At 66.9% G+C, this 20,652-nt stretch carries 19 protein-coding genes; 6 read left to right on the forward strand and 13 right to left on the reverse strand.

Annotation, left to right across the window (positions count from 1 at the left end; translation table 11 throughout):
* The first annotated feature begins 62 nt into the window (after nucleotides 1-62).
* From ACFQZZ_RS06025 to ACFQZZ_RS06035, 3 genes are all read left to right on the forward strand, one after another.
* Entirely contained in the window at nucleotides 63-2,291 is a 2,229-nt protein-coding gene (locus tag ACFQZZ_RS06025; RefSeq protein WP_378675122.1) for a thiamine pyrophosphate-dependent enzyme, read from the forward strand.
* 23 nt (nucleotides 2,292-2,314) lie between these two features.
* Nucleotides 2,315-2,668, forward strand: coding sequence for a hypothetical protein (locus ACFQZZ_RS06030; protein WP_378675125.1), 354 nt, complete (start codon nucleotides 2,315-2,317; stop codon nucleotides 2,666-2,668).
* A gap of 178 nt (nucleotides 2,669-2,846) precedes the next feature.
* Nucleotides 2,847-3,326, forward strand: a complete 480-nt coding sequence (locus tag ACFQZZ_RS06035) for a hypothetical protein (RefSeq protein WP_378675128.1) — start codon at nucleotides 2,847-2,849, stop codon at nucleotides 3,324-3,326.
* A 145-nt stretch (nucleotides 3,327-3,471) separates the two neighbouring features.
* On the opposite strand, the gene ACFQZZ_RS06040 is transcribed toward ACFQZZ_RS06035, so the two are convergent.
* The gene (locus ACFQZZ_RS06040; RefSeq protein ID WP_378675131.1) at nucleotides 3,472-4,455 is read right to left on the reverse strand and encodes an alpha/beta fold hydrolase; all 984 of its coding nucleotides are present in this window, start codon (nucleotides 4,453-4,455) and stop codon (nucleotides 3,472-3,474) included.
* 54 nt (nucleotides 4,456-4,509) lie between these two features.
* Here ACFQZZ_RS06040 and ACFQZZ_RS06045 point away from each other — a divergent pair, with 54 nt between their 5' ends.
* Nucleotides 4,510-5,358: an SDR family NAD(P)-dependent oxidoreductase gene (locus tag ACFQZZ_RS06045; protein ID WP_378675134.1), complete on the forward strand. Its 849-nt coding sequence runs from the start codon at nucleotides 4,510-4,512 to the stop codon at nucleotides 5,356-5,358.
* A gap of 131 nt (nucleotides 5,359-5,489) precedes the next feature.
* On the opposite strand, the gene ACFQZZ_RS06050 is transcribed toward ACFQZZ_RS06045, so the two are convergent.
* A complete protein-coding gene (locus ACFQZZ_RS06050; protein WP_378675137.1) occupies nucleotides 5,490-6,323 on the reverse strand; it encodes a LysR family transcriptional regulator in 834 nt (277 codons plus the stop codon).
* Between the two features lie 70 nt (nucleotides 6,324-6,393).
* Here ACFQZZ_RS06050 and ACFQZZ_RS06055 point away from each other — a divergent pair, with 70 nt between their 5' ends.
* Nucleotides 6,394-7,572 carry a YbfB/YjiJ family MFS transporter gene (locus ACFQZZ_RS06055; protein ID WP_378675140.1) on the forward strand — a complete coding sequence of 393 codons (1,179 nt, stop codon included), beginning with the start codon at nucleotides 6,394-6,396 and terminating at the stop codon, nucleotides 7,570-7,572.
* A gap of 26 nt (nucleotides 7,573-7,598) precedes the next feature.
* On the opposite strand, the gene secG is transcribed toward ACFQZZ_RS06055, so the two are convergent.
* From secG to ACFQZZ_RS06075, 4 genes are all read right to left on the reverse strand, one after another.
* Nucleotides 7,599-7,832: a preprotein translocase subunit SecG gene (gene secG, locus ACFQZZ_RS06060; protein ID WP_328402986.1), complete on the reverse strand. Its 234-nt coding sequence runs from the start codon at nucleotides 7,830-7,832 to the stop codon at nucleotides 7,599-7,601.
* 33 nt (nucleotides 7,833-7,865) lie between these two features.
* Nucleotides 7,866-9,464 carry an MFS transporter gene (locus ACFQZZ_RS06065; protein WP_378675142.1) on the reverse strand — a complete coding sequence of 533 codons (1,599 nt, stop codon included), beginning with the start codon at nucleotides 9,462-9,464 and terminating at the stop codon, nucleotides 7,866-7,868.
* Nucleotides 9,465-9,544: 80 nt separating this feature from the next.
* The gene (locus tag ACFQZZ_RS06070) at nucleotides 9,545-10,102 is read right to left on the reverse strand and encodes a hypothetical protein (protein ID WP_378675145.1); all 558 of its coding nucleotides are present in this window, start codon (nucleotides 10,100-10,102) and stop codon (nucleotides 9,545-9,547) included.
* 165 nt (nucleotides 10,103-10,267) lie between these two features.
* The gene (locus tag ACFQZZ_RS06075; protein WP_378675148.1) at nucleotides 10,268-10,903 is read right to left on the reverse strand and encodes a TetR/AcrR family transcriptional regulator; all 636 of its coding nucleotides are present in this window, start codon (nucleotides 10,901-10,903) and stop codon (nucleotides 10,268-10,270) included.
* Nucleotides 10,904-11,232: 329 nt separating this feature from the next.
* On the opposite strand from ACFQZZ_RS06075, the gene ACFQZZ_RS06080 reads away from it, so the two are divergent.
* Entirely contained in the window at nucleotides 11,233-12,012 is a 780-nt protein-coding gene (locus ACFQZZ_RS06080; RefSeq protein WP_378675151.1) for an META domain-containing protein, read from the forward strand.
* A 60-nt stretch (nucleotides 12,013-12,072) separates the two neighbouring features.
* On the opposite strand, the gene tpiA is transcribed toward ACFQZZ_RS06080, so the two are convergent.
* The 7 genes from tpiA to uvrC form a co-directional block, all read right to left on the reverse strand.
* Complete coding sequence (gene tpiA, locus ACFQZZ_RS06085; protein ID WP_378675154.1) at nucleotides 12,073-12,858, reverse strand: triose-phosphate isomerase; 786 nt, start codon at nucleotides 12,856-12,858, stop codon at nucleotides 12,073-12,075.
* Between the two features lie 4 nt (nucleotides 12,859-12,862).
* Complete coding sequence (locus tag ACFQZZ_RS06090) at nucleotides 12,863-14,110, reverse strand: phosphoglycerate kinase (protein ID WP_378675157.1); 1,248 nt, start codon at nucleotides 14,108-14,110, stop codon at nucleotides 12,863-12,865.
* A 5-nt stretch (nucleotides 14,111-14,115) separates the two neighbouring features.
* Nucleotides 14,116-15,135 (reverse strand): type I glyceraldehyde-3-phosphate dehydrogenase, encoded by a 1,020-nt coding sequence (gene gap, locus ACFQZZ_RS06095; protein ID WP_378675160.1) that lies wholly within the window; start codon nucleotides 15,133-15,135, stop codon nucleotides 14,116-14,118.
* Between the two features lie 277 nt (nucleotides 15,136-15,412).
* Nucleotides 15,413-16,396 carry a DNA-binding protein WhiA gene (whiA, locus tag ACFQZZ_RS06100; RefSeq protein ID WP_378675163.1) on the reverse strand — a complete coding sequence of 328 codons (984 nt, stop codon included), beginning with the start codon at nucleotides 16,394-16,396 and terminating at the stop codon, nucleotides 15,413-15,415.
* Nucleotides 16,387-17,433, reverse strand: coding sequence for a uridine diphosphate-N-acetylglucosamine-binding protein YvcK (gene yvcK / locus ACFQZZ_RS06105; RefSeq protein WP_378675166.1), 1,047 nt, complete (start codon nucleotides 17,431-17,433; stop codon nucleotides 16,387-16,389). Before yvcK ends, whiA begins: the two co-directional genes overlap by 10 nt.
* Complete coding sequence (rapZ, locus tag ACFQZZ_RS06110) at nucleotides 17,430-18,353, reverse strand: RNase adapter RapZ (protein WP_378676405.1); 924 nt, start codon at nucleotides 18,351-18,353, stop codon at nucleotides 17,430-17,432. Before rapZ ends, yvcK begins: the two co-directional genes overlap by 4 nt.
* Nucleotides 18,354-18,538: 185 nt before the next feature.
* Nucleotides 18,539-20,638 carry an excinuclease ABC subunit UvrC gene (gene uvrC, locus ACFQZZ_RS06115; RefSeq protein ID WP_378675169.1) on the reverse strand — a complete coding sequence of 700 codons (2,100 nt, stop codon included), beginning with the start codon at nucleotides 20,636-20,638 and terminating at the stop codon, nucleotides 18,539-18,541.
* Nucleotides 20,639-20,652 lie beyond the last annotated feature (14 nt).

The following is a 20,652-nucleotide window of genomic DNA, read 5'->3' on the forward strand; positions in this document are numbered from 1 at the left end:
AGCCCGGAAAAATACCGCCGAATGAGTCGACCGAGCGGCGCCGAGTCCGGGATGATCGTTCGATGACCGAGCAGGGAGTCGACCTCGATGGCCGGTTTCGCACCGAGATCGCGGCGCTGACGTCGAGTCCGAGTCGTCCGGCTGAGCAGCCGATCGACCCGGGTGGGCAGGTTACGGGCGCGTTGTGCCTGGAACTGTTCGAATCGCAGGCGACGAGCAGGCAGCTCGATCTCGCGGCGCGCAGGCTCGGCAGCGCCCGACGCGGCTACTACAGCATCGGATCGTCCGGACATGAGGGCAACGCGGCTGTTGCCGCCGCGCTGCGACCGACCGATCCCGCGTTACTGCACTATCGTTCCGGGGCGTTCTTCGTGCATCGCGCACGCCAGGTGGCCGGTCTCGACCCGATCCGCGACGTGTTGCTCGGCGTTGTCGCGGCGGCCGCAGACCCGATATCGGGGGGCAGGCACAAGGTCTTCGGGAGCAAGGCGGCCGGTGTGATTCCGCAGACCTCGACGATCGCGTCCCATCTGCCGCGCGCGGTCGGGCTCGGATTCGCGATCGGTCGCGCGGCCCGACTCGGGGTCACCAGCGAATGGCCGACAGATGCCGTCGTGCTGTGCAGCTTCGGCGACGCGTCGGCCAATCACTCCACCGCGGCGGGCGCGATCAATACCGCGATTCATACTGCCCACCAAGGGATCCCGATGCCCGTCCTGTTCGTCTGCGAGGACAACGGGATCGGCATCAGCGTACCGACCCCACCGGACTGGATCGAGGACGCCTACGGCCTGCGCCCCGGTCTGGAGTACTTCTGCGCGGACGGCTGGGATGCGCTCGACGCGATGACAACCGCGAACGCCGCCGCGGACTGGGTTCGTGAAACCCGCAAGCCGGCCTTCCTGCGCCTGCGCACGGTGCGGCTGATGGGACACGCCGGCTCCGACGTCGAAGCCGCATACCGCCGCCCCGCCGATATCGCCACCGATCTCCTGCGCGACCCGGTCACCGAAACGGCCCGACTGCTCGTCACCGTCGGCGTGACGACACCCGACCAAGTCATCGACATCTACGACGACATCCGCGGCCGCGTCGCCGCCACGGCCGAATTGGTCTGGCGCGAAACCAAACTGACCTCCGCCGCCGCGGTCATGGCGCCGCTCGCGCCATCGCATCCGGACGTTGTACAAGCCGATGTGCTTCGGCGAGATCCTATCGACACCGATGCAAAAGCTCCCGCACTACACGGCCGGCAAACGAATCAGGACGCGACGGCTGTCGATTCGATGACGCTCGCGCAAGCGATCAATCACACCCTCGGTGCGCTGCTGGCGCGCGACCACGACGTGCTGGTGTTCGGTGAGGATGTCGGGCGGAAGGGTGGCGTGTACGGCGTCACCAAGGGACTGCAGAAAGCGTTCGGCGCACGGCGAGTCTTCGACACGCTGCTCGACGAGCAGAGCGTGCTCGGCACCGCCCTCGGCACCGCGCTTGCCGGTTTCGTCCCGATTCCGGAGATCCAGTATCTGGCTTACCTCCACAACGCGGCCGATCAGCTGCGCGGCGAGGCCGCTACGCTGCAGTTCTTCTCGCAGGGGCAATACCGGAATCCGATGGTGATCCGCATTGCCGGCTATGCGTACCAGAAGGGTTTCGGCGGGCACTTCCACAACGACAACTCGATCGCGGCATTGCGTGACATCCCCGGCATCATCCTGGCGTCTCCGTCCCGTGCGGACGATGCTGCCGCGATGCTCCGCACGTGCGTCTCCGCCGCCCGCGTCGACGGGCGCGTGTGCGTCTTCCTCGAGCCCATTGCGCTGTACCACACCCGTGACCTGCACCAGCCCGGCGACGGCGGCTGGCTCGCCGAGCCCGCGGCCGATCACGTCGAGATCGGCCGCGCTCGCGTCTACGGCGACGGCACCGACCTCACCATCGTCAGCTTCGCCAACGGTGTGCCGATGAGTCTGCGCGTCGCCCGGCGACTCTCCGAACGCGGCATCGCTACCCGGGTACTCGATCTGCGCTGGCTGGCGCCGCTGCCTATCGAAGACTTACTCCACCACGCCCGCGCCACCGGCCGGGTCCTCGTCGCCGACGAAACCCGCCGTTCCGGCGGCGTCTCCGAGCCCATCTGCGCCGCCCTCATCGACGCCGGTTTCGCCGGTCGCCTCGCCCGCGTCACCAGTGAGGACAGCTTCGTCCCCCTCGGCCCTGCCGCCGATACGGTCCTGCTGGACGAAGACCACATCGAAGCCGCAGCCGGAAAACTCCTTGCCGAGCCCTGATACCACCTGGCTAGGCTGAAGCCGTGCCACTAGTCGAGGTCACCTACGCTCCCCACGTCCCAGAGTCCGTCCTGCGCGACCTCGGAAAGCACCTGCCGCATATCGTGTCGGTGGCCGTGGAATGCCCGGAAGAGCCCTACGACGGTGACCTCCAGCCCGGCGACATCGAAATCCGCTTCCGCCAACTCGGCCCCTTCGACCAAAGCGGCCTCGACGCCGTCATCGAGGTCCGCTCCAAGTGGTTCCAGAGCCGAGCCGAAAACCGCCAAGACCGCTGCGACCTGCTCCACCACCTGGTCTCGGAAGCCACCCTCCTCGAAGACTTCGGCGTCTACCTGAACTTCCCCGTAGCCGCCTGGACCCAAACCGACGACTGACCTCCCCCACCTCGACCATCCGCATCCTTTGTCGGGTTCCGCACTCTCCGCGGGCACTTGGGTACGGACCTCGAGAAGGGATGCGGTTGTTTCCAGACTGTTGGGCGATTCGGATTCGGTTGGTGGCAACTGGAAATACAGTGGGTAGAACGGTAACCGGCAGTGGGAGGGCACGGCGATGACCACGATGTCCATGCTCGGCGAGGTGCGGCCCGAGCACGATCGCGCGACCGACGGCGATTTGGTGTTGCTGCATTACTTGCGGTCGTTTCGTAGGCCGGTGTTGGAGGTGTGGTCGGCGTGCACGGAGCGGCGGCAGTTGGGGCGCTGGTTCGGGACCGTGTCGGGGGCGGGTGGTGACCTGACGATCGAGCCGATCGATGGCCCGGCGATCGGGCCGATCACGGTGCACGTGGAGGAGTGCACCGCGCCGCACGAACTGGTCGCGCGGATCGACGGGTGTGTCCTCGAGGTGCGCATGACCCAGGTCGGCGTTGTCACGAATGTCGAGCTGATCCGCCGACATGTGTGCCCCACCGACGCCGGCACGATCGGGCCGCGCTGGCAGTACCTCCTGGACCGCCTCACCGCCTACCTGGACCGGCAGCCGCTCCCCCAGTGGCCCGAATATCCGGAACTGGCCTCCGAATACAAGTAGTCATCCTTCGGACTTGTCGGCCTGATCAGCCATTCGGGGCTCAGGCGCGGCGCGGCGCGCGCCGAACCGTCCGGCCGCACACGGCCTACACTCTGGCCGGCATCGGAGTCGTGGGAGCGTTGGGCGCCGCATTTCTCCCCGATCGTCACTCCGGAACAGGTACCGGAGCGAGCTCGCGCAGGTGGGCGGTGATCAAGGCGTTGACTTCTGCCGACCGCTCCAGCTGAACCAGGTGGCCAGCGCCGTCGATCTTGGTGACATCACGGAGGTCCGGGACGTTGTCTCGCAGGGTGGCCAATGGGTCTCGCCCGCTGAAACCCTCCATATCGGGGTCGCGGTCGCCGTAGAGGAAGTAGGTGGGCGGGGTTACCGTGGCTTCCGCGTAGTCGGCGGTGAGTTCCCAGTTGCGGTCGAGGGCGCGGTACCAGTTCAGGCCGCCGGTGAAGCCGGTGCGTTCGAAATCCTTTGCCAGGATGTCCAATTCGTCGCCGGACAGCCAGCCCCACGGCAGCGGTGGGGCTTCGGGCAGCACGTCGAGGTAGCCGGTGCCTTCCGGTGGGAAGCGCCAGGTGTCCAGATAGTGATAGTCGGCGCTGAGCGAGTAGTAGACGCGGGCCAGGAATGCCCTCGGGTCGGCGCCGAGTTCAGCGTCGGCGACACCGGGCGTTTGGAAGTAATGCAGGTGCAGGAAGTGGCGCTGCGCGGCTTTGGCCCACAGTTGCGACGGCGCGCGCGGTGGGCGCGGGGCAAAGGGGTTGTTGAGCACAATGATGCCGCGCACGCGTTCCGGCGCGCGTAATGCCAGCTCCCAGACCAACGCGGCGCCGAAATCCAAGCCGACGAACACGGCCTCCTCCGCGCCGATATCGTCGAGCAGGCCGAGGAGGTCGTCGATCACCGCGCGATTCGTGTATGCCTCCAACTCGGCAGGGGCTTCGGTGCGGCCATAGCCGCGCAGGTCCGGCGCGATGGCCCGGTAGCCCGCCGCCGCGACCGCTGCCAGCTGGCGATGCCAGATGAACCACGTATGCGGGAAGCCGTGGCAGAAGATCACCGGATGCCCTTCGCCCTGTTCGGCGACGTGCATTCGAATGCCATTGGTCGCCACGAACCGATGGGTCAACTCCACTGCGGCCTCCAAAGCATAGAACGTGTTCTTATTTCAAGGTAATGTCCCGAGATCGTGAACGGAATACCTCACTTACTCGGCGGCCGCGTAGCCGTCGTCACCGGAGCCAGCCGCGGAATCGGCAAGGGCGTCGCGCTGGAACTGGGCGCGGCAGGCGCGACGGTGTATGTCACCGGGCGCTCGGCCGCGGCCGGACGGCTGCCGGGGACGGTGCATGAGACGGCCGCAGAGATCGATGCCCTCGGCGGCCACGGGATACCGTTCGTGTGCGACCATCGCGACGACGACGCGGTCCAGCGCCTATTCACTCGCGTGCGCGATGAGCGCGGCCGACTGGACGTGCTGGTGAACAACGTCTACAACTCCCCTGCCGCCGCCCGCTGGCTCGGCAAACCATTCTGGGAGGTGCCGCCGACCGCGTGGGACGAGACGTTCGATGTCGGCGTCCGATCCCATTACGTGGCAAGCGCATTCGCCGCGCCACTGCTGATCGAGTCGGCGGGATTGATCGCCAACATCTCCTCGCCGGGTTCGCAGCGCTACATGCACAATGCCGTGTACGGCGTCGCGAAGACCGCACTGGACCGGCTCACCGCCGATATGGCCCACGATCTCGCCGATACCGGCGTCACCGTGGTCTCGCTGTGGCCAGGGATCGTGAATACCGAACTACTGCAGCTGGTTCCGGCAGATGAGCAGGGCCGGCGCTTGGTCACGCTGCCAGGCGAAGGCACCTTCGACCTCGACGCCGCCGAATCCCCCCGATTCCCCGGCCGCGCGGTCGTCGCCCTCGCCACCGACCCCGACCGCCGCGCCAGGACCGGCCTGACCTGGCGGATCGCCGATCTCGCCGAGCAGTACGGATTCACAGACGTGGACGGCCGCATCCCGCGCGCCGACTGACTCCCGGACCAGCGCACCTCACCTGCGCATCCAGACCCTCGAAGGCGCGGTACGAGCACGGACGCACTGTGCGTTGCCACAGTCGTAATACTCTGCGGCAGTGTTGCCCGTGTCTCGACTGGCGTTGCCTCTCAAGCGATCCCGAGAAAACGCTGCACCGACCGCGACGGGGCCGGCTTCGCGCGCCAGGTGAGATAGATATTCGAAGGTGGGGCATCCGGGATGTCGCGATAGACCACGCCGGGGTGCGGAGCGCGGGTGCGAGCCAGTGTGGGGACGCCGCCGATGCCCCGGTCCGCCGCAACGAGTTCGATCCATTCATCGAAATTCGTGCAGGTGATGATGGTGCGATCCGGGTCGGGTGGATCCCACGAACCAGCGTGGATCGTGCCCGATACGACATTGACGACCAACGGGTAGCGGGCGAGATCTGCCCAGCGCAGGTCGTCGGCGTGTGCGAGTGGGGAGTTCACCGAGACCGCGAGCATGCGGTCCTCGGTCCCGATGACACGCGACGCTAGGTGGCGCGGGAGTCGAATCTCCTTGCGGTGGATCGCTATGTCAATCGAGCGGTCCTCCAGCGCGGCCAACGGATCCTCGACGCGATGCAGCGAGATGCGGCCCCCGAGTGCCTCATAGCGAGTTCGTGTCTGCGCGAACCAGATATCGGGAAGCAGCCAGGAGAAACCGACGTCGAGGGTGGCACGCGAGCGCAGTTCGTCACGGACGGTGTCGATATCGGCGATGATCCTTCTACTGTGCGTCAGTAGTTCCGCACCTTCTTCGGTCAGCTCGAAGCGCCGCGACGAACGTTCGATCAACCGGCATTCGACGAGCCGCTCCAGCTGTTGGATAGTCCGGGTGAGCGCGGGCTGGCTGAGGTGCAGACGGGCTGCGGCGCGGGTGTAGTTCGCCTCCTCGCACAGCGCGAGATACGCCCTGAGGTGCCGCAACTCGATATCCATGCATCGAGCGTATACATCGTGCGTAGAAAGCATTTCACGGCCTGGTCGGCGGTCCGTACGGTCAGGTGGTGTGACCGATACAGCCGTAGCTCCCGCATCACGTAGCACCGTCGGACCGGCACTTGCGGCAGGCGCCGGATTGGCCGCGGCGGTGGGAGTCGGCCGCTTCGCCTACACCCCGCTGATGCCCGCGATGGTCGATGCGCACCGGATCGACGCACACGAAGGAGCGCTGATCGCCGCCGCCAACTACGCGGGCTATCTGGCCGGAGCCCTTCTACTGGCTCGGCGACCAGATCTGAACAACGCCAGATCTTTTCGCCTCGCCGCCTTAACTCTGGTGATGAGCGAAGCGCTGTTGGTGATGCCGGGACCGACGGTGCTCCCTACCGCGCTTCGATTGATCGCCGGGGTGGCCAGCGCGGTGCTCTTCGTCGGCTGCGCCGGGGCGATCGCCCGGCTCGGCGGGCACGGGCACGCGGCGGGCATCGCGTTCGGCGGCGTCGGCCTCGGTATTGCGCTGACAGGTCTGCTTGCCCTTGCCGCCCGGCCGGTGCTGCCGTGGCAGGCGCTCTGGCTGGGAGCGGCGGGATTGACGGCGGTGCTGCTGGTTCCCGCACTCCGACTCGACATCCATCCGGGTCATCGGGCCACCGAGACCTCGAGCAGACAACGATCGACGCGGGCTTGGCGTGCGTTGCTCGTCGCCTATTCCCTCGAGGGTGTCGGCTACATCGTGATCGGCACGTTCCTTGTCGCCGCGGTCGGCGCATACAGCGGCCCGACCGTTGGCTCGGCGATGTGGGTGATCGTCGGTGCGGGTGCGGCGCCGGTTGTGCTGTGGGGCATGGCCGCCCGCCGCTGGACACCGGCGGCGGCCTTGGTTGTCGCGCTCCTGGCGCAGTGCGGATCGGCAGCCCTGCTCACTCTGTCGACCGCGATCTGGCCCGCCATTGTTTCCGCGGCACTGTTCGGCGGCACCTTCATGGGCATCACCATGCTCGCGATCCGAGTCGGCACCGAACTGTCGGACCACCGAGCCGCGGCGACGCTGACCGCGGGCTACGGATCCGGGCAGATGCTCGGACCGCTCGTGGTTGCGCCGGTCATCGGCGACGGTTACACGGTGGCATTCGTGATCGCGACGGTAGTGCTCATCGCGGCTTCGGCCGCGGCCGTCGTTGTCGTACGGGAGGCCAGCCGACTTTCGCTTCGCAGCACAAATCGCCGCAGCTCACTCGAATTGTGAGCTGCGGCGTAAGACCGGCGTGCCGGTCAGGCGAACTTGATCTCCAGGCCGATGCCGAGGATGGCGATGAGCCAGACCAGGCCGGTGAAGATGGTGACGCGATCGAGGTTCTTCTCGACGACAGTGGATCCTGACAGGCTGGACTGGACACCGCCACCGAAGAGGCTGGACAAACCTCCACCCTTGGCGCGGTGCAGCAGCACCAGCAGCACCAGCAGCACGCTGGTGACGATCAGGAGGATATCCAGGAACATCCGCATGTCGGACAGTCTATGGGGTAGCCCCTGCCGTACCTAATGCGGCTCCACCGCGACGAGATGGGTGATCTTGTCGTCGCCGTTGGTGAACGCCGCCACGGCGCGTTCCCGCAGTTGATCTTGGGCGGTGAGCCGCACTTGATGCTGGTGCATGTGTTCGGCCCAGGAGCGCACCACGAACGCCTCCACATAGCGGTCGAGCACACCGACGTCGCGATACAACCGCCACTCCATCGCGCCGGTGCGCTGCCGCGAGCGCCCGACGAAGGCCATCGCAGCCATGAACTCGTCGACGTTCTCGGCGGGCACGTCATAGGTCCGCAACACCAGTACCGGGCCGTCGGCCGGATCCGGCTCGACCACGAGCTGCGGCTCGGGCCAGAAGGCCGACGGCGTCAGGTCCAGTTCTTCGGCGTTGTGCCGGATCGGCAGCCAGAGCGTGCTAACCGCGCAACAGGCGAGCAGCGCGGCAGAAATGAGCATGGTCGACACCGAGCCGACAGCACCGGCGACCAGACCCCAGACCAGCGACCCGATCGCCTGACCGCCCATGAACACCAGCATGTACACCGACAGCCCGCGCGCCCGGACCCACGCGGGTAACAACAACTGCATGGTCGAGTTCAATGTGGCCATCGCCATCAGCCAGGCCAACCCCGCGCCGACCAGCAGGACAAGCACCACCGGCACCGAGTGCAGCAATACCGTGCCCACCGTCGCTGCGCCGAACAGCACCGCGGCCACGGCCAGCCGGTGCGTCGGGGTCAGCATCGAGCGCAATCGCGACAACGCAAGTGCGCCGAGCACCGCGCCGATGCCGAGGGCGCCCAGCATCAGCCCGTAACCGGACGCGGACAGACCGAATCGGTCGCGCGCGATGACCGGAAGCAATGCCCACAACGCACTCGCCGGCGCGATGAAAAGGATCGCACGCAACAGCACGCGGCGAATCGCGGGAGCCGCTCGAATAAAGCGGGTGCCCGCCTGCAACGCCGCCAGCGGGCGCTCGGTCGGCAGGCTCTGGCCGGTCCGCGGGCGGCGCCACAGTGCGAGCGCCGCGACGATCCCACCGAACGACACCGCGTTGAGCGCGAAGACCAGGGTCGGCCCGGACACCGTCACCAGCACACCGGCCACCGCGGGACCGACCGCCCGGCCGATGTTGATATTCATGCTGCCGAGCGCGGCGGCGGACGTAATCTGTTCGCGCGGAACCAGTTCCGGCTGGATCGCCTGCCACGCGGGCGCGGTGAGGGCCTGCCCGCAGCCGAGCAGGAACAGCAGCGTCAGCAGCACCGCGGGCGTGGTATGCCCGGTCGCGGTCGACACCGTGAGCAACGCGGCGAGCAACGCCATCGCCGACTGCGCACCGAGCAGCAGTCTGCGCCGATCGACCAGATCGGCGAGCACCCCCGACGGGATGGACAGCAACATCACCGGCAGCGTGATCGCGGTCTGCACCAACGAAACCAGCGTCGCCGCATTCGGCTCGTCCACCAGAATCCACTGCGCACCCACGGTCTGCATCCAGGTGCCCAGGTTCGACACCAGCTGCGCGATCCACAGCGCCCGATAGACCGGCGATCGCAGCGGTGCCCAGGTGGATAGCGGGATCGTTGCGTCGGCGGTGGTCACGGGGCTGAGCTTAGCTGCGCTCGCCGAGCGCACCAGGACAGGGATTGCGCCTATTCACCAGTCGCGCCAGACGCATTCGGCTAGGCACGAAGCAGTGGGTCGGCCGCGATTCGGACTGCGGTCTCGGGGTCCGGCGGATAGGGGCGGGCGGTGAGAAGCCACTCGCGGCGCAGCTCGGGGATGACGACCTGGGGTTGGTCCCAGTCGTTTTCCAGTTCAGGACCCCAATTCATGGGTGCGGCGCCGGCTGTGAAGGCGGGACCGTCCGACAGACCGCTGGTGCGCAGGAGGTCCATGGTGACGCCGAGGTAGTCGTTCCATCGGGAGTACGAGGTGGTCAGGGTCTGGGAATCGGGGACGTCGAGCTTCAGCAGCCAGACGCCGTGCGCCCACTGGTCATCGCCGAGCAGCGAATTCGCCTGCTGCCGGATTCGGTTGCGCCGCAGCGCCCGACCTGGCCAACACCATATGGGCGGCGGCGCGCTATCGGAGATGATGTCCCGACGCCGCATCTCCGCGACCATCGCCCGGAACGCGGGCCGCCAGTTGACGATCACTCGATCCCATTCGGCCAGGTAGCGCCCATCGGACCGCACCGCGGCGACGACTTCCGGTGCTTGCAACGTCCACAACCGCATCAATGCCCTCCAGCTATCGCCGATCGCTCCGTGCGGGCACGACGCTCGCTCCAGCCGATTCCACCGGCACGCCCGCTTGCCCGAGGTGCTGCTTGCCCGATCGAACGACCGTAGCCCCTGCTCAATGTGGGGGGCACGCCATTTTCGCCATGCGCGGATCGCCCGCTAGTCCTCACTGGGCAGGGAATCGGCGTACGTCGTCAGCATGTCCTCGACCAATGCCAGCATCGATGCCTCGAGGTCGGGGCGCGAGTACACCGGACGAACGATTGCCTCACCCGAAAACAGGTGCAGGACAAGGAAGAACATGGCCTCGCGAAGGTGCGGCGGGAACCGGCGCAGTACGCCGGTTTGTTCGACGCCCGCGATGACCTCGGCGTAGTAGCTCGCTACCGTTGGCTCGATCCTCGTACGCAGCTCCGCGTCGGAACGGGCCGCCAGGTAGATCTCACGCAGCGCGTAGGTGAGGTAGGACGATTGCGCCTCACGCAGGAAGCGCAGCGCGACATCGAGTGAATCATCCTGTGCCCCAAGGTGTTCCATCAACGCCCGGTAAGCATCCAGCTGCCGAGCGAAGACCTCCTCCGAGGTCCGCACGATCAGATCCAGTCTGCTGTCGAACTGCCGGAACATCGCACCGACCGAAAGCCCTGCACGCCCGCAGATCTCCTGCACCGTGGCACGCTGATAACCCATATCACCGATCGCGGCGATGGTGGCGTCGACCAGCTTGGCCACTGTCGCGGCGCGGCGTTCCTGCTGGGTGCGACGCGGACGCGGGGATTCGGCGCTACCGGTCATGGCTGACCATCCTGCCCGGTGGGTCCGGCCAGGGTGCGCAGCGGGTCTACGTGATCGTTGATGCAGTGTCGCCCAGCACTTTACAGTCGACCCGCCTGTCAGGAAACGACGACCTCTTCTTATCGAGAGCCGATCGCGCAATCGGCGCGTTCGTCGACGCACTCGGTCAGACCCTTGCCTCGGCGCCGGGAATGCCGGTCCGGCGGTACACAATCGGATCGCACCCGGTCCCCGGCCACCGACAATATCCCGGTCGGCGAGCTGGATCGGAATGCCCGGCGGGGTCGCGAATACCGGTTTCGGCACCGTAACGTCGGTAGGATCGCAACATGTCGGCTAACTTCGTGCGTTTCGGTCCGATCCTCTTGCTCGCATTGTGGGCGGCTGCCTGCACCAGCGACTCGGAGAAATCTCCAGAGCATGCGCCGACCCCGATGGGCCACACCTACGTCTCCACCGATGTCGAAGGTGTGCCCATCCCTGGTGGCGGCCCGCTGACGCTCACGTTCGCGGCCGATCGGATCTCGGCCGCCGCAGGGTGCAACTCCTACAGCGGCGCGGTCGCCCTCGACGACCACAAGCTGAAGGTATCCACCCTGGCCGGCACCCTGATGGCCTGCGCGGGTGACCGCGCCGGCACCGACGAATGGCTCACGAACCTGCTGAACTCGTCGCCCGGCTGGCAATTGGACGACACCCAACTCACCCTGCACGGCGCCCACTCCACCGTGCACCTGCTCGACAAGAAGGTCGCCCAGCCCGACAAGCCGCTGACCGGCACCACCTGGATCGTCACCGAGACCATCACCCCCGACGCCAGGACCCGATCGCAGACCATCGACGAGGTGAAACCGACCCTCACCATCGCCCCCGACGGCGCCGTCTCCGGAAGCGGCGGCTGCAACCGGCTGACCGGCAGCGCCACCATCACAGGCGCTGACGTCACCTTCCAGGTCGCCAGCACCAGGATGATGTGTCCGCCAGAGGTGATGGAGGTCGAGACCGCCGTCCTCGAGGCCCTCGACGGCAAGACCACCGCCACCATCGACGCGGACACCCTCACCCTGCGCAACGACAAGGGCAACGGCCTGGCCTTGCGCGCCGAATAGGGCCGTCGAAACGAAGAGCCGGGCATCATATCGATGCCCGGCTCTTCGTCACGAAAACGCTTACGGCAGTGGGCCGCCCGCGGCGATCGCCGACAGGGTGGCGAACTCGTCACCCTTGAGCGAAGCGCCACCGACCAACGCGCCGTCGATGTCCGTCTGCGAGACGAGCTCACCGACGTTCTTGGCGTTCACCGAACCGCCGTAGAGCACGCGCACACCCGCCGCGACCTCCGGGTTCGCCAGCTCGGCCAGCTCGGCCCGTATCGCGCCGCACACTTGCTGCGCGTCGGCTGGCGTGGCGACCTTGCCGGTGCCGATCGCCCATACCGGCTCGTAGGCGATGACGACCTTCGAAATCTCTTCGACCGTCAGACCTTTCAGCGATCCGCGCAGCTGCTCGAGGTTGTACTCGACGTGTGTGCCTGCCTCTCGGACGTTGAGGCCCTCACCTATGCAGACGATCGGGGTGATCCCGTACTTCAGCGCCTGCTTCGCCTTGGCGAGCACCGTGGCGTCATCCTCGAGGTGGTACTGCCGCCGCTCCGAGTGCCCGACGACCACGAAGGTGCAGCCGAGCTTGGCCAGCATGGATCCGCTGATCTCGCCGGTGTATGCGCCTGCGTCGTGCGTGGATACGTCCTGCGCACCATAGGTGAGCAGCAGCTTGTCACCCTCCACCAGCGTCTGCACGCTGCGCAGATCGGTGAACGGCGGGACGACGGTGACGTCGACCTTGGCGAAGTACTTCTCCGGCAACGCGAATGCGATCTTCTGCACCAGAGCGATGGCCTCGAGGTGATTGAGGTTCATCTTCCAGTTGCCCGCGATGAGCGGCTTGCGTGCCATAGTGTCAGTCCTCCAGAACCGCGATGCCCGGAAGTTCCTTGCCCTCCAGGTATTCCAGCGACGCGCCGCCGCCGGTGGAGATATGCGAGAAACCGTCCTCGGGCAGCCCGAGCGCCCGCACGGCCGCGGCCGAATCGCCACCGCCGACAACGGTGAACGCGCCCTTGCCGGTCGCGGTCACGATCGCCTCGGCAACACCGCGGGTGCCTGCCTCGAACTTCTCGAACTCGAACACACCCATCGGGCCGTTCCAGAAGACGGTGCGCGCCTCGGTCAGCAGTGCCGCGAACCGGTTTACCGACTCGGGGCCGATGTCCAGACCCAGCCAGCCGTCCGGAATCTCGTTGGCCGCAACGATCTTCGTGTCCGCATCGGCGGCGAACTTGTCCGCGACGACGATGTCACGCGGCAGGTGGATGACGTCGGCGTAGCGCTCGAGCAGACCCTTGCAGGTGTCGATCATCTCTTCCTGCAGCAGCGACGCTCCCACCGGAAGTCCTTGTGCGGCAAGGAACGTGAAGCACATTCCGCCACCGATGACCAGCGTGTCGACCTTCGGCGCGAGCGCCTCGATGACGGCGAGCTTGTCGGAGACCTTCGAGCCACCGAGCACGACGGCGTACGGGCGCTCGGAGTTCTCGGTCAGCTTCGCGAGCACCTCGACCTCGGCGGCGACCAGCGTGCCAGCGTAATGCGGCAGCAGCTTCGCGACGTCGTAGACCGAGGCCTGCTTGCGGTGCACGACACCGAAGCCGTCGGAGACGAACGCCCCGTCGTCGCCGACCAACTCGACGAGCGCCGCGGCGAGCTTGGCCCGCTGGGCGTCGTCCTTGCTGGTCTCACGCGGATCGAAGCGGATGTTCTCCAGCAGCAGCACGTCGCCGTCGGTGAGGCCTTCCGAACGCGCGAGCGCGTCCTGGCCGACCACGTCACCGGCGAGCTGGACATTGCGGCCCAGTTCCTCGGCGAGCTTGGCGGCCACGGGAGCCAGCGACAGCGCCGGGTCCGGCTCGCCCTTGGGGCGGCCGAGGTGCGCGGTAACGACCACTTTGGCGCCGGCCTCGACCAGTGCCTTGATGGTGGGGACCGAGGCGATAATGCGGCCGGGGTCAGTGATCTGTCCGCCGCTAGCGATCGCTTGCGGGTCGCTCGAAACGGCACTGTCGAGGGGGACGTTCAGGTCGGAGCGCACCAGCACACCCCGACCCTCGACACCCTCGCTCAGCAGATCCTGGAGTGTCTTGACAGTCATGCGGTTCAGAGCGACTTGCCGACGAGACCGATGAGGTCGGCGAGGCGGTTGGAGTAGCCCCACTCGTTGTCGTACCAGCCGACAACCTTCACCTGGTCGTCGATGACCTTGGTCAGCGGCGCGTCGTAGATGCACGAGTGCGGGTCGGTGACGATGTCGCTCGACACGATCGGGTCCACGTTGTACTTCAGGTAGCCCTTCAACGCACCCTCGGCGGCAGCCTTGTAAGCGGCGTTGATCTCGTCGAGCGAGGCCGACTTCGACAGCTGCACCGTGAGGTCGGTGACCGAACCCGTCGGGACCGGCACGCGCAGCGCGTAGCCGTCCAGCTTGCCGTTCAGGTCCGGGAGCACCAGACCGATGGCCTTCGCGGCGCCGGTGCCGGTTGGCACGATGTTCAGCGCGGCAGCGCGGGCACGACGCAGGTCGGCGTGCGGGGCGTCCTGCAGGTTCTGGTCCTGGGTGTACGCGTGGATGGTGGTCATCAGGCCCTTGACGATGCCGAACTCGTCGTTGAGGACCTTCGCCAGCGGCCCGAGGCAGTTCGTGGTGCACGAGGCGTTGGAGATGATGTTCTGGCTGCCGTCGTACTTGTCGTCGTTGACGCCCATGACAACGGTCAGGTCCTCGCCCTTGGCGGGCGCGGAGATGATGACCTTCTTGGCGCCCGCGGCGATGTGGCCCTTGGCCTTGGTCGCGTCGGTGAAGATGCCGGTGGACTCGACGACCACGTCGACGCCCAGGTCACCCCACGGCAGGGCCGCCGGGCCCTCCTTGATGGCCAGTGCCTTGATCCGCTGCTCGCCGACCACGATGGTGTCGTCGCCGTCCAGCGACACGTCCTGCGGCAAACGGCCGAGGATCGAGTCGTACTTGAGCAGGGTCGCGAGGGTCGCGTTGTCGGTGAGGTCGTTGACCGCGACGATCTCGATGTCGGTGGTGCCGAGCGCCTTCTGCGCCTCCACCGCCCGGAAGAAGTTACGTCCGATACGACCGAAGCCGTTGATGCCTACCCGGACAGTCACGTTATCGCTCCTCAGCTTTCAAGCGGATTCATTCCGATGCCATAACCACACTAATGCCCGCCCGTAACCTCTCCGACACGCACCTTGGATTTGTGAGCTCGGGATACCTCACGTAGCACGACGCACTCGCCGTTGCGGCGGAAGCCGGAACCCAGCGGCAACCCGCGGGCACGAGTGCCGACAGGCGGTGTGCTCGGCCGAGCGCGGACTGTCGAGGGACTCCGTCCGGCTGTACCGAATCGGTACCGGCGGACGCCGGGTGCGGCAGAGCGTCGAATCAGGCGTCGTCGAGTAGCTCGGCGGTGACGGCCGATTCGGTGTCGGGCACGCCCAAATCCTTGGCACGTCGGTCAGCCATCGACAGCAAACGCCGAATCCGGCCCGCCACAGCGTCTTTCGTCATCGGCGGGTCGGCAAGCTGGCCGAGCTCCTCCAGCGACGCCTGGCGATGCTGGACGCGCAACTTGCCAGCGGCCGCCAGATGGTCGGGCACGTCCTCGCCGAGGATGTCCAGCGCGCGTTCCACTCTGGCCGCGGCGGCAACCGCGGCGCGGGCCGAGCGGCGCAGGTTCGCGTCGTCGAAGTTGGCCAGCCGGTTCGCGGTGGCACGCACCTCACGGCGCATCCGGCGCTCCTCCCAGGTGAGCCTGGTGTCCTGAGCACCCATCCTGGTGAGCAGCGCGCCGATCGCCTCGCCGTCGCGGACGACGACCCGATCGGTGCCACGCACCTCACGCGCCTTCGCCGTGATGCCGAGCCGCCGCGCGGCACCGACCAGCGCGAGCGCCGCCTCGGGACCGGGGCAGCTGACCTCCAGCGCCGACGAACGACCCGGCTCGGTGAGCGAGCCGTGCGCGAGAAACGCTCCGCGCCAAGCCGCTTCGGCGTCGCCGATGCTGCCGCCGACCACCTGGGCGGGTAGTCCGCGTACCGGACGACCGCGCACGTCGAGCAGCCCGGTCTGCCGGGCCAGCGCCTCGCCCTCCTTGGACACGCGCACCACATAGCGCGAGGTCTTGCGCAGACCACCCGCACCGAGCACGTGCACATCGGAGCCGTAGCCGTATAGCTCGAAGATCTCCCTGCGCAACCTGCGCGCAATGGAACCCATGTCCACCTCGGCCTCGACGATCACCCGCCCGCCGACGATGTGCAGGCCGCCCGCAAACCGCAGCAGCGCCGACAGTTCCGCCTTGCGAGAACTCACCTGCGAGACCGTGAGCCTGCTCAGCTCGTCCTTCACTTCGGCTGTCATCGCCACGAGACGCGCTCCTTTCCACCCAACCCGGAACGCACATCCTGACCCATGTGACGTCCCTCGACTCGAAGCCCTGCCATGTGTGGCCGAGGTTGCCGGATCAGCTGATCCAGTGCGGCGGCAAGCTTTCCGGGGTGATGCCGGTCTGTTCCCGCTTCGGCGACATCGGAGAAGGTTACTCGCGCCCGCAATTGTTCGGCAGCCCTGGCCACATGTTCTCTTTCGCGACCTTCCGGCACCGACCCGGAATCGACCAATACCTCGTCGACCACGAATTCCGGTGCGTGCTGGGACAATACATGCAGGTGCCGCTCCGCGGAGAACCCCGCCGTCTCACCTGGCTCGGCGGCGAGGTTGAGCACCAGCACTTTTCTGGCCCTGGTGTACACCAGCGCGTCGCGCAGCTCGGGCACAAGCACGTGCGGAATCACGCTGGTGAACCACGATCCCGGCCCGAGCACAATCACATCCGCGTGCTCGATGGCCGAGGTAGCCTCCTGGCTCGCGGGCGGATCCGACGGAATCAGCCGCACCCGCCGCACCTTGCCCGGTGTCGTCGCGATGGCAACTTGCCCGCGAATACAGCGGCTGACCCGCGGATCCGCTTCCAGCCCAGAGACATCCGCCTCGATGTCGAGCGCGATGGGTGACATCGGCAGCACTCTGCCGGTAACCCGCAACATCTTCGCGACCTCGTCGAGCGCGGCCACCGGATCACCGAGCACCTCGGTGAGACCGGCCAGTATCAGGTTGCCGACCGAGTGTCCGGCCAGCGCGCCGGTACCGCCGAACCGATGCTGGATGGTCCGCGTCAGCACGTCGTCACTGTCGGCGGCCAGCGCGGCCAGCGCCATCCGCAGGTCACCCGGCGGCGGTACACCTAGTTCGGCGCGCAGCCTGCCCGACGAGCCACCATCGTCGGCGACGGTCACCACCGCGCAGATCTTCGTCGTCAGCCGTCGCACCGCCGTCAACGTCGCGTACAGGCCGTGCCCGCCACCCAACGCAACGATGGCGGGATTCGATTCCCACCCGGTCATTCGCGCCCCAGATCCCGATGCACGATCCGCACGACATCGGCGGGACCGGATTCACCGGTCGCCGCGCTCATCAATTCGCCCAGCGCTTCCGCAATCGCGACGCTGCGGTGCTTACCTCCGGTGCAGCCCACTGCCACCGTCATGTATCGCTTCCCCTCTTGGCGGTAACCATTCGTCGTCAGGTCGACCAGGTGGTGGCAGGTGCGGAGGTAGTCGTCCGCGCCGGGGCGGGACAGCACGTACTCGCTGACCACGGTCTCCTGTCCCGAATGTTCCCGAAGTTCCGGTATCCAATGTGGATTAGGTAGAAAACGCACATCCAACACCATGTCCGCGTCCAGTGGAACCCCGTACTTGAACCCGAAGGACTGCACGGTCACCTGCAGCGCGGTGGGCGCGCCGCCGCCGTAGGCTTCTTCCAGCTTGCGGTGCAGTTGGTGGACCGACAGTTCGGTGGTGTCGATGACGAGGTCGGCGGCCGTTTTCACGGTGGAGAGGCGGACCCGCTCCGCGGCGATACCCGCCGAAAGGGTGCCGTCTGTGCTTTCGCTCTGCAGCGGATGGCGCCTGCGGGCAAAGCCGAAGCGTCGGATCAGCACGTCGTCGGAGGCCTCCAGGAACAGCACCCTGGTCCGCACGCCACGGGCCTGCAACTGTTCGGTGACAACGGAAAGATCACCGGTGAAGAACCGGCTGCGTACGTCCATGACCAGGGCAAGCCTGCGGATCGGCGGCTGTGCGGACGCGCCGAGTTCGACCATCCGCCCGATCAGCTCGGGCGGTAGGTTGTCCGCGACATACCAGCCGAGATCCTCCAGCACCCGGGCCGCGGTACCGCGGCCCGCACCAGATAGGCCCGTCACAATGACGGCCTCCACCTGCGGCAAACCCCCCTCGACCGGTACGGCTTCAGCATCCATCGGGCCGGCCCGCCCAGCGGTCGGCCGCGGGCTGCCCGCACTGTTGTTCGATTCGACGCGTGTCATGTCCTACCGGATCTGTTTCAGGTGCCTGTCGATCATCCCGCACCGGTTCCGGTATCGGGCGCAGACACACAACGTAGGCGACACGGAACTTCCGGCGGTTCCGAGGACGCTGTTCCTTATTACTCCTCTCGAAGCGCCGCAAGTACCGCTTTGGCAGTCGCCACGCCGATACCCGGCACTTCCGTGATCTCCTCGACCGTCGCCTCCTTCAACTTGGCCACCGAACCGAAGTGGGTAACCAACGCGGTCCGCCGCGCCGCGCCCAGACCACGCACCGAGTCCAGGGCGGACGCGGTCATCCGCCGCGAACGCTTGCTGCGGTGGAAGGTGATCGCGAATCGGTGTGCCTCGTCGCGGACTCGCTGCAACAGATACAACGACTCACTGTTGCGCGGCATGATCACCGGGTCGGTCTCCCCCGGCACCCACACCTCCTCCAGTCGCTTGGCCAGGCCGATCACCGCGACATCGGTGATGCCGAGTTCGTCGAGCACCTCGGCCGCCGCGGCGACCTGAGGTGCACCACCGTCGACGACATAGAGGTTCGGCGGGTAGGCGAACTTCTTCGGGCGTCCGGTGCGCGGATCGATGCCGGGTCGCGAGGTGGGTTCAGCTTCGGCGTCCTCGGATTCGAGGTCGATCATCATTGCTTCGAGGTCGACGACCGTGCCGGACGCCGAGACCTCCAGCTCAGTGCGTTCCGCCACGACGACGGTGCCCGGGGCGGCGTCCAGTTCGCTGCGCTCGGCGGCGTCCCGGTCGCGGCGCAGCCGGAGGAACCTGCGGCGGGTTACCTCCGCGATGCTGCCGACATCGTCCGAGCGGCCGTCGCCCGCGGCCTCCTTGATCGCGTAGTGGCGGTACTCGGACTTGCGCGGCAGACCGTCCTCGAACACCACGAGCGACGCCACCACATCGGTCCCCTGCACGTGGCTGATATCCACACATTCGATTCGTAGCGGCGCGCTGTCGAGATCGAGTGCGTCTTGAATATCTTGCAGAGCTTGGGATCTCGACGTCAGATCCCCCGCGCGCTTGAGCTTGTGCTGGGCGAGCGCCTCCATCGCGTTGCGCTGCACGGTCTCGGCAAGCGCCTTCTTGTCCCCACGCTGCGGCACCCGCAGGTGCACCGCCGATCCGCGCAGCCTGCTCAGCCATTCCTGGATCTGCTCGGCGTCGGCGGGCAGATCCGGGACGAGCACCTCGCGCGGCACCACGTTCGCGGGCTGCTCGTCCTCGCCCTGCTCGACCTGCGCCACCTGCTCGCCGTAGAACTGGGTGAGGAACTGCTCCACCAGGGCGGCCATTTCGCCACCGAACTCCGGTGCGTCGATGGCATCGCCGGACTTGTCCACCACCCAGCCGCGCTGGCCGCGCACCCGACCGTCGCGGACATGGAAGATCTGCACCGCCGCCTCCAACTCGTCGGTGGCGAAGGCGATCACGTCGGCGTCGGTGCCGGTGCCGAGCACGACGGCCTGTTTCTCCAGCGCCCGGCGCAGCGCTTGGACGTCATCACGCAGCCGGGCGGCGGTCTCGAAGTCGAGATCTTCGGCGGCGTCGAGCATGCGGCGTTCCAGTTGGCGCACCATCCGGTCGGTGCGTCCGGCGAGGAAATCGCAGAAGTCATCGACGATGTCGCGGTGCTCCTCGGCGCTGACCCTGCCGATGCACGGCGCCGAGCATTTGTCGATGTAGCCGAGCAGGCACGGGCGTCCGATCTGGTTGTGCCGCTTGAAGACTCCATTGGAGCAGGTGCGCGCCGGGAAAACCCGCAACAGCAGATCGAGCGTCTCGCGGATCGCCCAGGCGTGCGCATACGGGCCGAAGTACCGCACGCCCTTGCGGCGCGCGCCGCGATAGACGAACAGCCGCGGGTACTCCTCGTCGAGAGTGACCGCCAGCACCGGATAGGACTTGTCATCGCGGTAGCGGACGTTGAAGCGCGGATCGAACTCCTTGATCCAGTTGTATTCCAGCTGCAGCGCTTCGACCTCGGTCGAGACGACCGTCCACTCCACACTCGCGGCGGTGGTGACCATCTGCCTGGTCCGGGGGTGCAGTGAAGCGACGTCGGCGAAGTACGAGTTCAGCCTGCTGCGCAGGCTCTTGGCTTTGCCGACATAGATGACCCGCCCGTAGGAGTCCCGGAACTTGTACACGCCGGGTTCGACGGGAATCGTGCCGGGCGCAGGCCGGTACGTCGCTGGATCTGCCACCCATCAAGCCTATC

Source organism: Nocardia sp. GCM10030253 (assembly GCF_042675075.1).
GTDB lineage: Bacteria > Actinomycetota > Actinomycetes > Mycobacteriales > Mycobacteriaceae > Nocardia.